The sequence below is a fragment of the Streptomyces genisteinicus genome, from assembly GCF_014489615.1.
Classification (GTDB): domain Bacteria; phylum Actinomycetota; class Actinomycetes; order Streptomycetales; family Streptomycetaceae; genus Streptomyces; species Streptomyces genisteinicus.
On record NZ_CP060825.1, the window covers coordinates 5,716,826 to 5,731,299 of the forward strand.

A 14,474-nucleotide genomic window follows, 5' to 3' on the forward strand; every position below is an offset into this window, starting at 1 on the left:
GGACCGCGTCGAACACCCCGTCCTCGCCGCCGCCGTTCAGTTCGGTGATCGGGACGAGTGGGTGTTCACGGGGCGGATCTCGGGTGAGAGCCAGCCGTGGTTGCTTGACCATGTGGTGTTGGGGACGGTGATCGTTCCGGGGACTGCGTGGGTGGAGTTGGCGCTGGCTGCGGGTCGGCGTGTGGGTGTGCCGGTGGTGGATGAGCTGGTGATGGAGTCGCCGCTGCTGCTGGAGGAGGGCGCGGCCGCTCAACTGCGGCTCACGGTCGGGCCTGTGGGTGAGGACGGTCGTCGTGAGGTGACGGTGTTCGCTCGTCCGGAGGTCTCGGATGCCGATGAGCCGGCGGTGGCGATGGTTTGCCATGCGCGTGGCTGGCTGGCTCCGGAGGACACCGCTGCCGTGGCGCCGTGGGTGCCGGGTGTGTGGCCGCCGGTCGGTGGTGTGGAGATGTCGGGTGACGTTCTCTACGCGGGGATGGCGGAGCTCGGTTTCGATTACGGGCCGGTGTTCCAGGGTGTGCGCACCGCCTGGTCGATCGACGACCACGTCTTTGCCGAGGTGGGGCTGCCGGGTGATTCCGGTGGTGAGGGCTTCGGGATGCATCCGGCGTTGTTCGACGCGTCGTTGCACGGTGCGTTCGCGGACAGGGGTGGGGATGGCGGGTCGACGATTCTGCCGTTCTCGTGGTCCGGGGTGCGTGCGGGGCGTGCGGGTCTGTCGCGGGTGCGGGTGCGGATCGCTCCGGCTGGTGATGCGGCCCTGCGGGTGGATGTCGTCTCGGACGAGGGCGAGCATGTGCTGAGTCTGGAGCGGCTGGCGATGCGTCCGGTCGAGCCGGCGCAGTTGGAGGCGCTGCGTCGTGGTGCGGGGCAGCCGGTCTACGAGCTGGGCTGGGCACCCGCCCAGCCCGCCGCCACCACCACAACCGCCACCCGCACCGCCGTCCTCGGTGACCTCGCTCTGAGCGGTGCGCCGTTCGCCGACCTGGGCGCGCTCGAAAGTGCCCTGGCCGACGGTGCCGAGGCCCCTGAACTGGTGCTTGCGGCCGTCGGTTCCGCGGAATCCACGGTGTCCGGAACCGCTGCCGAGGCGCTGGCGCTGGTGCAGCGGTGGCTGGCGAGTGAGTGGCTGACCGAGGCACGGCTGGTCGTCGTCACGCGTGGCGCGGTGTCCGTGGCGGACGGCGAGCCGGCGGATGTCGCGCAGGCCGCCGTCTGGGGTCTGCTGCGCAGCGCCCAGTCCGAGCATCCGGGCCGCTTCGTCCTCGTCGATCTCGACGCGGACGGCGCTGCCGAACCCGACTGGGGCACCCTGCTCGGTGCGGACGAGCCGCAGCTCGCCGTGCGCGACGGCAAGCTCCTCGCGCCCCGGCTGGCGCGGACATCGACCGGGACCGGGGCCGCCCCGTTCGCCGCCGACGGCACAGTGGTGATCACCGGTGGCACGGGTGGTCTGGGCGCGCTGTTCGCCCGCCACCTCGCCACTGCCCACGGCGTGCGGCACCTGCTGCTCCTCAGCCGCCGTGGCCCGGCCGCCGAGGGCGCGGCGGAACTCGTCGCGGAGCTGGCGTCGCTCGGAGCCGAGGCCCGGATCGTGGCGTGCGACGTCTCCGACCGCGACCAGCTCGCCGCAGCGCTCGGTGCCGTCGAGCAGCCGCTGACCGCCGTGGTGCACACCGCCGGTGTGCTGGACGACGGCGTGGTCGAATCCCTGACGCCCGAGCGCGTCGAGGCCGTGCTGCGCCCCAAGGTGGACGCGGCGCTGCACCTCCACGAGCTGACGGCCGACGCGGACCTCACCACCTTCGTGGTCTTCTCCTCGATGGCCGCGCTCGTCGGCAACCCGGGGCAGGCCAACTACGCGGCCGCCAACGCCGCGTTGGACGCGCTGGCCGCGTCGCGCAGGGCCGCCGGCCTGCCCGCCACGTCCCTCGCCTGGGGCGTCTGGTCGCATGGTGCCGGCATGGGCGCCGCCCTGGAGGAGGCCGAACTGGCCCGCCTGGAGCGGATGGGCATGAAGGCCCTCACCGCCGAGACCGGCCTCGCCCTCTTCGACCAGGCGCTGGGCGCGGACGCCGCCGTGGTCGTCCCCACTCACCTCGACCAGGCCGTGCTGCGGGCCCAGGCGCGGGCCGGGATGCTCCCGCCACTGCTGCGCGGGCTCGTCACCCTGCCCGCGCGGCCCGCGGGCGGTGCCGGTGCGCTCGCCCAGCGGCTCGCGGCCGTGCCGGAGGCCGACCGGGACCGGGTCGTGCTCGACCTGGTGCAGGCGCAGGTCGCCTCCGTCCTCGGTCACGTCTCGGCGTCCGCCGTCGGTCCCGAGCGCGCGTTCAAGGACCTCGGCTTCGACTCGCTGAGCGCCGTCGAGCTGCGCAACCGGCTCACCCAGGCCACCGGGGCGCGGCTGCCCGCCACGCTCGTCTTCGACCACCCCACACCCGCCGCCGTCGCCCGGTTCCTGACGGCGCAGGTGACTCCGGCGAAGCAGGCCGCCGCCGGCCGCGCCGTGGTGCGCAGGCAGTCGGCGGACGCGGGCGAGCCGCTGGCGATCGTCGGCATGAGCTGCCGCTACCCGGGCGGGGTGACCTCGCCCGAGGAGCTGTGGGAGCTCGTCGCGCAGGGGCGTGACGCCATCGGCCCGTTCCCGACCGACCGGGGCTGGGACCTGGAGGGCCTGTACGACCCGGACCCGGACCGGCTCGGCACGGTGTACACGCGGGCCGGCGGCTTCGTCCACGGGGCGGGCCGGTTCGACGCGGACTTCTTCGGGATCAGCCCGCGTGAGGCGACGGCGATGGACCCGCAGCAGCGACTGCTGCTGGAGGCGTCCTGGGAGGCGTTCGAGCACGCCGGGATCGCGCCGACCTCGCTCAAGGGCGACAACATCGGCGTCTTCTGCGGCGTCAGCTCGTCCGACTACGGCGTCAGCGGGTCCGCCGCGCAGGTCGAGGGCTTCCGGCTGACCGGCTCCAGCACCAGTGTGGTGTCCGGCCGGATCGCCTACATCCTCGGCCTGGAGGGCCCGGCCGTGTCCGTGGACACGGCGTGCTCGTCCTCGGCCGTCGCCCTGCACTTCGCCTCCCAGGCGCTGCGGGCCGGCGAGTGCGAGATGGCGCTCATCGGCGGCGTCACCATCATGTCCGGGCCGTTCCTGCTGACCGAGTTCAGCCGCCAGCGCGGTCTGTCCACGGACGGCCGGTGCCGCGCCTACGCGGCGGGCGCCGACGGCACCGGGTTCTCCGACGGTGTCGGTGTCCTCGTCGTCGAACGGCTCTCCGACGCGCGGCGCAAGGGCCACAAGGTGCTGGCCGTGCTGCGGGGCAGCGCGATCAACCAGGACGGTGCGAGCAACGGCATCACCGCCCCCAACGGCCCCTCGCAGGAGCGGGTGATCCGCGCTGCGCTCGCCAGTGCCGGTCTGTCGCCGTCCGAGGTGGACGCGGTGGAGGGCCATGGCACGGGCACGAAGCTGGGTGACCCGATCGAGGCGCAGGCCCTCCTCGCGACCTACGGCAGCGACCGTGCGAACGAGCCGCTGTGGCTCGGCTCGATCAAGTCCAACATCGGTCACACCTCGGCCGCCGCCGGTGTCGCCGGTGTCATCAAGATGGTCATGGCGATGCGCAACGGTGTGCTGCCGCGCACCCTGCACGTGGACGAGCCGTCGCCGCACGTGGAGTGGGAGTCGGGCGAGGTCCGGCTGCTGACCGAGGCCCGCACGTGGGCGGCCGAGGACGGCCGTCCGCGCCGGGCGGGCATCTCCTCGTTCGGTGTGAGCGGCACCAACGCCCACATCATCGTCGAGGAGGCCCCGGCGGAGGAGCCGGTCGCCGAGGCGCCCGACGCCGCACCGGACGCGCCGCACACCGCCGTCCCGGTCGTAGTGTCGGCCCGCAGCTCCGCCGCCCTGCGGGCGCAGGCCGAGCGGCTGCACGCGCATCTGACCGCGCACCCCGAGCTGACGCCGGCCGACGTCGCCCACTCCGCCGCGACCACCCGGGCGCTGCTGGAGCGCCGGGCGACCGTGGCCGCGACGGACCGGGACACCCTGCTCGCCGGTCTCGCCTCCCTCGCCGCCGGCGAGCCGTCCGCCCATGTGGCGGAGGGGCAGATCATCGGTTCCGGTGTGAAGCCGGTGTTCGTGTTCCCGGGGCAGGGGGCGCAGTGGGAGGGCATGGCGGTCGAACTGCTCAACTCCTCACCGGTGTTCGCGGCGGAGGTCGCGGCGTGCGGGGAGGCGTTGGCGGAGTTCGTGGACTGGCGTCTGGAGGATGTGCTGCGAGGGGTGCCCGGGGCGCCGTCGCTGGAGCGTGTGGATGTGGTGCAGCCGGCGCTCTTCGCGGTGATGGTGTCGCTGGCGGCGTTGTGGCGTTCGTACGGTGTGGAGCCGGCGGCCGTCGTCGGGCATTCGCAGGGGGAGATCGCGGCCGCGTATGTGGCGGGTGGTCTGTCGCTCAGGGACGCGGCGCGGATCGTGGCGGTGCGTTCGCAGCTGGTGCGTGACCGGCTGGCGGGGCGTGGCGGGATGATGTCGGTGGCGCTGGGTGCGGAGCGGGCGGAGGAGCTGATCGCTCCGTTCGCCGGTGCGGTGTCGGTGGCGGCCGTGAACGGTCCGTCGTCGGTCGTCGTCGCGGGTGACCCGGCGGCGCTGGACGAGATCGCGGCCCGCTGCGAGAGCGACGGTGTGCGCGCCCGCCGCGTCAACGTCGACTACGCCTCCCACACCGACCACGTCGAGGCATTGGAGGCGGAGCTGCACGAGGCCCTGGCCGCCGTCGCGCCGACGGCCGGCACGGTCCCGCTGTACTCCACCGCCGTCGGCGCGTTCGTCGACACCGCGACGATGGACGCCGCCTACTGGTACGGCAATCTGCGTGCCCGGGTCGGTTTCGAGCCCGCCATCCGCGCGCTCGTCGAGGACGGCGCGGGCTGCTTCCTGGAGATGTCGCCCCACCCCGTCCTCACCATGGCCGTGGAGGAGACCGTCGAGGCGAGCGGCGCGGCGGACCGTGTGTCCGTCACCGGCTCGCTGCGCCGCGACGAGGGCGGCCTCGCCCGCTTCTGGCTGTCGCTCGGGCAGGCCGACATCGCCGGTGTGACCGTCGACTGGCCGTCCGTCTTCGCCGGTACCGGCGCGCGGCGCGTGGATCTGCCGACGTACGCCTTCCAGCGGGAGAACTACTGGCTGATGCCGTCCGCGGGTGCCGGTGATGTGGCGGCTGCGGGGCTGGACCGGGTGGAGCACCCCGTGCTCGCCGCCGCCGTTCAGTTGGGTGATCGGGACGAGTGGGTGTTCACGGGGCGGATCTCGGGTGAGAGCCAGCCGTGGTTGCTTGACCATGTGGTGTTGGGGACGGTGATTGTTCCGGGGACTGCGTGGGTGGAGTTGGCGCTGGCTGCGGGTCGGCGTGTGGGTGTGCCGGTGGTGGATGAGCTGGTGATGGAGTCGCCGCTGCTGCTGGAGGAGGGTGCGGCTGCTCAACTGCGGGTGTCGGTGGGTGCGGCGGGTGAGGACGGTCGTCGTGAGGTGACGGTGTTCGCTCGTCCGGAGGTCTCGGATGCCGATGAGTCGGCGGTGATGGTCTGTCATGCGCGGGGCTGGCTGGCTCCGGAGGACACCGCTGCTGTGGCGTCGTGGGTGCCGGGTGTGTGGCCGCCGGTGGGTGGTGTGGAGATGTCGGGTGACGTTCTCTACGCGGGGATGGCGGAGCTCGGTTTCGATTACGGGCCGGTGTTCCAGGGTGTGCGTAGCGCCTGGTCGATCGACGATCACGTGTATGCGGAGGTGGGGCTGCCGGGTGATTCCGGTGGTGAGGGCTTCGGGATGCATCCGGCGTTGTTCGATGCGTCGTTGCATGGTGCGTTCGTGGAGAAGGGTGGGGATGGCGGGTCGACGATTCTGCCGTTCTCGTGGTCCGGGGTGCGTGCGGGGCGTGTGGGTCTGTCGCGGGTGCGGGTGCGGATCGCTCCGGCTGGTGATGCGGCGTTGCGGGTGGATGTCGTCTCGGACGAGGGCGAGCATGTGCTGGGTCTGGAGCGGCTGGCGATGCGTCCGGTCGAGCCGGCGCAGTTGGAGGCGCTGCGTCGTGGTGCGGGGCAGCCGGTCTACGAACTCGGCTGGGCACCCGTCCAGCCTGCCACCGCTACCACCACCGCAGCCGCCACCCGCACCGCCGTCCTCGGTGACGACCTCGGCGAGCTGGAGGGCGTGGTCGCCGACGGCGGCCAGGCACCCGACGCCGTCCTCGCGCACATCGTCACGCCCGACGGGTCTCCGGCCGACGCCGCGCGGACCGCGACCGATGAGGCGCTGGCGCTGGTGCAGCGGTGGCTGGCGAGTGAGTGGCTGACCGAGGCCCGGCTGGTCGTCGTCACCCGTGGCGCGGTCTCCGTCGACGGCGAGTCGCCCGATGTCGCGCAGGCCGCCGTCTGGGGTCTGCTGCGCAGCGCCCAGTCCGAGCACCCGGGCCGTTTCGTCCTCGTCGATCTCGACGCGGACGGCGCTGCCGAACCCGACTGGGGGACCCTGCTCGGTGCGGACGAGCCGCAGCTCGCCGTGCGCGACGGCAAGCTCCTCGCGCCCCGGCTGGCGCGGGCATCGACCGGCACCGGGGCCGCCGCGTTCGATCCGGACGGCACGGTGGTGATCACCGGTGGCACGGGTGGTCTGGGCGCGCTGTTCGCCCGCCACCTCGCCACCGCCCACGGAGTGCGGCATCTGCTGCTCCTCAGCCGCCGCGGCCCGGCCGCCGAGGGCGCGGCCGAACTCGTCGCCGAACTGGCCGAGTCGGGCTGCGAGGCCCGGATCGTGGCGTGCGACGTCTCCGACCGCGATCAGCTCGCCGCAGCGCTCGGCGCCGTCGAGCAGCCGCTGACCGCCGTCGTGCACACCGCCGGTGTGCTGGACGACGGCGTGGTCGAGTCCCTGACGCCCGAGCAGATCGAGCGCGTCATGCGTCCGAAGGTGGACGCGGCGCTGCACCTGCACGAGCTGACGGCGGGCGCCGACCTCTCCGCGTTCGTCGTCTTCTCCTCGGTCGCCGCCCTCATGGGCAGCCCGGGCCAGGGCAACTACGCGGCCGCCAACGCCGCGTTGGACGCCCTGGCCGCGTCCCGCAGGGCCGCCGGTCTGCCCGCCACGTCCCTCGCCTGGGGCGTCTGGTCGGAGGCCACGGGCATGGCGGCCCAGCTCGGGCAGGCCGAACTGGCCCGCCTGGAGCGGATGGGCATGAAGGCCCTCACCGCCGAGACCGGTCTTGGGCTGTTCGACCAGGCCCTCGACGTGGACGCGGCGGTCATGGCCCCCGTGCTGCTGGAGACGACCGCGCTGCGCTCCCAGGCGCGGGCCGGGATGCTCCCGCCGCTGCTGCGGGGCCTGGTGCGGCTGCCGGCCGCCCGGGTGTCCGGCGACGGCACGGGCGCTCTGGTGCAGCAACTGGCCGGGGTGCCGGAGGCGGACCGCGGCTCGATCGTGCTCGAACTGGTCCTGGCGCAGGTGGCGGCCGTGCTCGGCCATGCCTCCGCCGCCGCGATCGAACCCGAGCGCGCGTTCAAGGACCTCGGCTTCGACTCGCTGAGCGCGGTCGAACTGCGCAACCGGCTCACCCAGGCCACCGGGGTGCGGCTGCCCGCCACGCTCGTCTTCGACCACCCCACACCGGCGGCCGTCGGCGAGCTGCTGCTCGCGGGGATCGGCGGCGGGGAGCCGGCCGAGCCTCTGATCGACCAGGAGGTGCGCAAGCTCGAGGACATGCTCGCCGCGAGCGGCGCGGAGGAGCAGCAGCGAGTGGCGAAGCGGCTGCGGGCACTGCTGTCCGGCCTCAGTGCCGGGGCGGGGGAGAGCGCCCAGGCCGACAGGAAGCAGAACGCCAGGGAACGGATCGAGGCCGCCACCACGGCGGAGGAGATCTTCCAGATGATCGATGTGGAGTGGGGCGAAGCGTGACGGGGGACTCGGAAATGACGGAGAGTATCGATCAGCAGGAGAAGCTCGTCCGCTACCTGAAGAAGGTCGCGGTCGAACTGAACGACACCAGGGCACAGCTCGAAGAGGTCGAGTCCCGTGCCACCGAACCGCTGGCGATCGTCGGCATGAGCTGCCGCTACCCGGGCGGGGTGACCTCGGCGGAGGACCTGTGGGAGCTGGTCGCCTCCGGTCGTGACGCCATCACCGGACTGCCCACCGACCGGGGCTGGGACCTGGAGCGTCTCTACGACCCGGACCCCGACCGCAGCGGGACGGTCTACGCCCAGGGCGGTGGCTTCCTGGAGGGCATCGGCGAGTTCGACGCCGACTTCTTCGGGATCAGCCCGCGCGAGGCGCTGGCCATGGACCCGCAGCAGCGGCTGCTGCTGGAGGCGACCTGGGAGGCGTTCGAGGACGCGGGCATCGACTCGGCCTCGCTGCGCGGCAGCGACACCGGCGTCTACTGCGGCCTGGGCGTGACCGACTACAGCGTGGCACCCGAGGGCAGCCTCGCGCAGGTCGAGGGCTTCCAGCTCACCGGCGGCTCGGCCAGCGTCTCCTCCGGACGCATCTCCTACCTGTTCGGCCTGGAGGGCCCGGCGGTCTCCGTCGACACGGCGTGCTCCTCGTCGGCCGTCGCCCTGCACATGGCCGCGCAGGCCCTGCGGGCCGGCGAGTGCTCCCTCGCCCTCGCGGGCGGTGTGGCGCTGATGCCGGGGCCGTTCATGCTGCGCGAGTTCAGCCGTCAGCGCGGCCTCGCCGTCGACGGCCGGTGCAAGGCGTACGCGGAGTCCGCCGACGGCACGGGCTTCTCCGACGGTCTCGGTCTGGTCGTCCTGGAGCGCCTGTCCGACGCCCGCCGCAACGGCCGGCGCATCCTCGGCCTGATCCGTGGCACCGCGATCAACCAGGACGGCGCCTCCAACGGCCTCACCGCCCCCAACGGCCCCTCGCAGGAACGGGTCATCCGCCGGGCCCTGGAGAACGGCGGGCTGCGCCTCTCCGACGTGGACGCCGTCGAGGGCCACGGCACGGGCACCAAGCTCGGCGACCCGATCGAGGCGCAGGCGCTGCTCGCCACCTACGGCCGCGACCGTGCGGGCGAGCCGCTGTGGCTCGGCTCCATCAAGTCGAACATCGGCCACACCTCTGCGGCCGCCGGAGTCGCCGGTGTGATCAAGATGGTGATGGCGATGCGGCACGGGATGCTGCCGCAGACCCTGCACGTCGATACACCCTCCTCGCACGTGGACTGGGAGTCGGGCGAGGTCCGGCTGCTGACCGAGACCCGCAAGTGGGCCGCCGAGGACGGCCGTCCGCGGCGTGCGGGCATCTCCTCGTTCGGTGTGAGCGGCACCAACGCGCACATCATCGTGGAGGAGGCGCCGGCCGCCGAGGAGCCCGCCCCGGTGGAGCGGACGGTGTCCGGTGCGCCGGTGCCGGTCGTGGTCTCCGCCCGTACGGATGCGGCGCTCACGGCGCAGGTGGAGCGGCTGCGTGTCCAGGTGCTGGCGCGTCCGGAGCTGTCCCTGCTCGACACCGCGTACTCCCTGGTGACGTCGCGTGCGCTGCTGGAGCGGCGTGCCGTGGTGGTCGCCTCGGACCGTGAGGAGCTGCTGGCGCGGCTCGGTGACGTGGCTGCGGGTGAGCCGGGCGTCGGGGGCAAGTCGGCGTTCCTGTTCACAGGGCAGGGGTCCCAGCGTCGGGGGATGGGGCTTGAACTGGCCTCTCGGTTCCCGGTGTTCGAGCAGGCGCTCAGCGAGGCGTGTGCGGAGCTTGACCCGCGGTTGGGGCGTTCGCTCCGGGAGTTGCTGGCCGCAGACGGTGAGGTGCTGAACGCGACGGAGATCACGCAGGCGGCGCTGTTCGCGGTCGAGGTGGCGCTGTTCCGTCTGGCGGAGTCGTTGTCGATCCGGCCCGACTTCCTGATCGGTCATTCGGTGGGTGAGATCGCTGCCGCGCACGTGGCCGGAGTGCTCTCCCTCGCGGACGCCGCCGAACTGGTCGTGGCACGTGGCCGGTTGATGGGTGGGCTGCCTGCGGGTGGTGCGATGGTGGCGGTGCAGGCCGCCGAGGCCGAGGTGGCCGCTTCCCTGACGGGCTTCGAGGGCCGGTTGGAGATCGCGGCGGTCAACGGGCCGCTCGCGGTCGTCGTCTCCGGCGACGCGGACGCTGCCGACGAATGGCTGCCCGCCTGGGAGGGACGCAAGACGTCCCGGCTGCGCGTCTCGCACGCGTTCCACTCGCCCCGCATGGAGCCGATGCTGGACGAGTTCCGCACCATCGCGGAGGGCCTGACGTACGACATGCCCACCATCCCCGTCGTCTCCAACGTCACGGGCGAGGTCGTCGCCGGCTTCGACGCCGAGTACTGGGTGCGGCATGTCCGCCAGGCCGTCCGCTTCGCCGACGGTGTCGCCACCCTCTGGGACCTGGGTGTCCGCCGGTTCCTGGAGCTGGGACCTGACGCGGTGCTCACCGCGATGGCCCGCCAGTGCGTCGAGGACCAGGACGCCGAGGCCGCCTTCATCCCCGCCCTGCGCGCCAAGCACCCCGAGTCGGAGACGTTCGCCGCGTTCCTGGGCCGGGCCCACACCTCCGGTGCGGGCGTCGACTGGGACGCGTACTACACGGGTACCGGCGCCCGTCGCGTCGACCTGCCCACCTACGCCTTCCAGCGGGAGAACTACTGGCTGATGCCGTCCGCCGGAGCCGGTGACGTGGCCGCCGCGGGGCTGGACCGGGTCGAACACCCCGTCCTCGCCGCCGCCGTGCAGTTCGGCGACCGGGACGAGTGGGTGTTCACGGGGCGGATCTCCGGCGAGAGCCAGCCGTGGGTGCTCGACCACGTCGTCCTCGGTGCGGTGATCGTGCCGGGCACCGCCTGGGTGGAGCTGGCGTCCGTCGTCGGCCGGCGGGTCGGCGCGCCCGTCGTGGACGAGCTGGTGATGGAGGCGCCGCTGCTGCTGGAGGAGGGTGCCGCCGCCCAACTGCGGGTCACGGTCGGCCCCGCGGGTGACGACGGCAGCCGCGAGGTGGCGGTCTTCGCCCGCCCCGAGAACAGCGAGACCACCGACGGCACCGGGAGTAACGGCGCCGACGAGCGGGCCGAGCCGGTCTGCCACGCCCGCGGCCGGCTGGCCGCGGAGGACACCGCGGCCGCGCCGTGGGTGCCGTCCGAGTGGCCGCCCACCGGCGGTGCCGTGATGACCGCCGACGCGCTCTACGCGGGCATGGCGGAGCTCGGCTTCGACTACGGGCCCCTCTTCCAGGGGGTGCGGACGGCGTGGAAGGTGGCCGGGGACTCCTACGCGGAGGTCGCCCTGCCCGGTGACACCGGGGGCGAGGACTTCGGGATCCACCCCGCCCTGTTCGATGCCTCCCTGCACGCAGGTCTGCCGCAGGACGGGCCCCGGGACACGGCGGTTCTGCCGTTCTCCTGGTCCGGGGTGCGCACCGGGCGGCGCGGTCTGTCCCGGGTGCGGGTGCGGATGCGCCGCGTCGACGAGACGGCCTTCGGCCTCGACGTGGTCTCCGAGTCGGGCGAGCCGGTGCTGAGCCTGGAGCGGCTGGACCTGCGTCCGGTCGACCCGGCGCAGCTGGAACGGCTGCGGCACGGCGGCCGGCAGACCGTGCACCGGCTGGACTGGGTTCCCGTCGCGACGGGCGAGGCACGGTCCGCGCGGGTCGCGGTGCTCGGCGGGGCGGCCGCGACGGGTGAGCGGTTCACCGACCTGGCCGCGCTGGAACGGACCCTCGCCGGCGGGGGCCGGGCGCCCGAACTGGTGGTGACCGCGATCGACACCCCCGAGGACGCCGACCCGACCGCCACCGCCGCCCGCACGGCCGCCGCCGCGGCGCTGACCGCCGTGCAGGAGTGGCTGGCGAGCGAGTGGCTGGGCGACGCCCGGCTGGTCGTCCTCACCCGCGGCGCGGTCGCCGTCCGCGACGGCGAGTCGCCCGGCATCGCGCAGGCCGCCGTGTGGGGGCTGCTGCGCAGCGCCCAGTCCGAGCACCCGGACCGGATCCTGCTGGTCGACCTCGCCCCCGACGCCCCCTTCCCCGGCCGCGGCCTGCTCCCCGAGGCCGACCCCGCCCCCGCCCCCGACGGCGACGGGCCGGACTGGGGCGCGCTCCTGGAGACGGGCGAACCGCAGCTCGCCGTGCGGGACGGCGAGGTGTTCGCGCCGCGCCTGGGCACCGCTCCGTCCGTCGCCGACGACGCGTGGCGGCTGGCGGTCACCCGCAAGGGCTCCCTGGACGGCGTGGAGATCACGCCGGGTGACGCCCGCCGTCCGCTCGCCGCCGGCGAGGTGCGGCTCTCGGTCCGCGCCGCGGGCGTCAACTTCCGTGACGTGCTGATCGCGCTCGGCCTGTACCCGCAGGACGCGCCCCTGGGCGCGGAGGCGGCCGGTGTGGTGCTGGAGACCGGGGCGGACGTCACCGGTCTCGCGCCCGGCGACCGGGTCTTCGGCATCGTGACGGACTCCTTCGGCCCGGTGGCCGTCGCCCACGCGGGGCTGCTCGCCCGGATGCCCGAGGCGTGGACGTTCACCGAGGCGGCGTCGGTGCCGGTGGCGTACGCGACCGCCCTGTACGGGCTGGTGGACCGGGGCGGACTGCGCGCCGGCGAGCGGGTGCTGGTGCACGCCGCGGCCGGCGGGGTGGGCACGGCGGCCGTGCAGATCGCCCGGCACCTCGGCGCCGAGGTGTTCGCGACGGCCGGCCCGTCCAAATGGGACGCCGTCCGCGGTGCCGGTGTCGCCGCAGACCACCTCGCGTCCTCCCGGGAACCCGGCTTCGCCGACGCCTTCCTGGACGTCACCGGCGGCGCCGGTGTCGATGTGGTGCTGAACTCCCTCGCGGGCGACTTCACCGACGCCTCGCTGTCCCTGCTGCCGCGCGGCGGCCGGTTCGTCGAGATGGGCAAGACCGACATCCGCGACGCGGACGAGGTCGCGGCCCGGTGGCCCGGCGTCGCGTACGGGGCGTTCGACCTGTGGGAGGCCGGTCCGGAGCGCCTCGGCGAGCTGCTGCGGGAGATCGTCTCGCTGTTCCGGGACGGCGTCCTCGCCCTCGCCCCGATCCGGACGTGGGACGTGCGGCAGGGCCGGGAGGCGCTGCGGTACCTGCGGGAGGGCCGGAACACCGGCAAGCTCGTGCTCACCGTGCCCGCGCCGCTCGGCTCGCACGGCACCGTGGTCGTCACCGGCGGTACCGGCGGCCTGGGCGCGCTGTTCGCCCGCCACCTGGCCACCGCGTACGGCGCACGGCGTCTGCTGCTGCTCAGCCGCAGCGGCCCGGCCGCCGAGGGCGCGGCCGGACTCGTCGCCGAACTGGCCGAGTCCGGCTGCGAGGCCCGAGTCGTGGCGTGCGACGTCTCCGACCGTGACCAGCTCGCCGCAGCGCTCGGCGCCCTGGAGCATCCCGTGACGGCCGTGGTCCACACGGCCGGTGTGCTGGACGACGGTGTCGTCGAGTCCCTGACACCGGAGCGCGTCGCGTCCGTCATGCGGCCGAAGCTGGACGCGGCGTGGCATCTGCACGAGCTGACCGCCGGGGCGGACCTGTCCGCGTTCGTGGTCTTCTCGTCGGTGGCGTCGCTGATGGGCAGCCCCGGGCAGGCGAACTACGCGGCGGCCAACGCCTCGCTGGACGCCCTGGCCGCGGTCCGCAGGGCCGCCGGCCTGCCCGCCGTCTCCCTCGCCTGGGGCCTGTGGTCCGAGGCCGCGGGCATGGCCGCCTCCCTCGACGAGGCCGAGCTGGCCCGTCTGGAGCGGATGGGCATGAAGGCGCTCACCGCCGAGTCCGGCCTCGCGCTGTTCGACCAGGCGCTCGGCGCGGACGCCCCGGTGGTCGTCCCGGTACTGCTGGAGACGGCGGCGCTGCGCTCCCAGGCACGGGCCGGGATGCTCCCGCCGCTGCTGCGGGGCCTGGTGCGGCTGCCGGCCGCCCGGGGCGACGACGCCGGTTCCGCGGCGCTCGCCCGGCGGCTGGCCGAGGCGCCGGAGGCGGACCGGGAACGGATCGTCCTCGAACTGGTGCAGGCGCAGGTCGCGTCGGTGCTCGGCCACGCGTCCGCCGCCTCGGTCGACCCGGAACGGGCGTTCAAGGACCTCGGCTTCGACTCGCTGAGCGCGGTCGAGCTCCGCAACCGGCTCACCCGCGCCACGGGGGTGCGGCTGCCGGCCACCGTGGTGTTCGACCACCCCAGCCCCGCGGCCGTCGCCCGTCACCTGCTGCCGGAACTCGCACCGGACGGCGCCGCGGTGCCGCGGTCCGAGGACGAGGAGATCCGCGCACTGCTCGCGTCGATCCCCGTCGACCGGCTGCGCAAGGCAGGGCTGCTCACCACGCTCCGTGATCTGGCCGACGGCGATCCGCCCGCCCCGGGCGCCGAGGAGGCGGAGGCCACCTCCTTCGACGACATGGACGCGGAGGCCCTGATCCGGATGGCGCAGGAGGACCTCGCATGACACCGGCCGAGAACGCCGCCGCCGCAATCGGC

General features: G+C 74.0%; 2 protein-coding genes (1 of these 2 cut by a window edge). Both read left to right on the plus strand.

Going from position 1 to position 14,474, the window contains the following annotated elements; genetic code table 11:
- Positions 1-7,945, plus strand: the 3' portion of a protein-coding gene (locus IAG43_RS24725) for an SDR family NAD(P)-dependent oxidoreductase (RefSeq protein ID WP_425508616.1). 7,931 nt of this gene lie to the left of the window's left edge; the window shows 7,945 of its 15,876 coding nt (coding positions 7,932-15,876); its start codon lies beyond the left edge, outside the window; the stop codon is at positions 7,943-7,945.
- Positions 7,942-14,442, plus strand: coding sequence for a type I polyketide synthase (locus IAG43_RS24730; protein WP_425508617.1), 6,501 nt, complete (start codon positions 7,942-7,944; stop codon positions 14,440-14,442). The genes IAG43_RS24725 and IAG43_RS24730 overlap by 4 nt, the downstream gene beginning before the upstream one ends.
- Positions 14,443-14,474 lie beyond the last annotated feature (32 nt).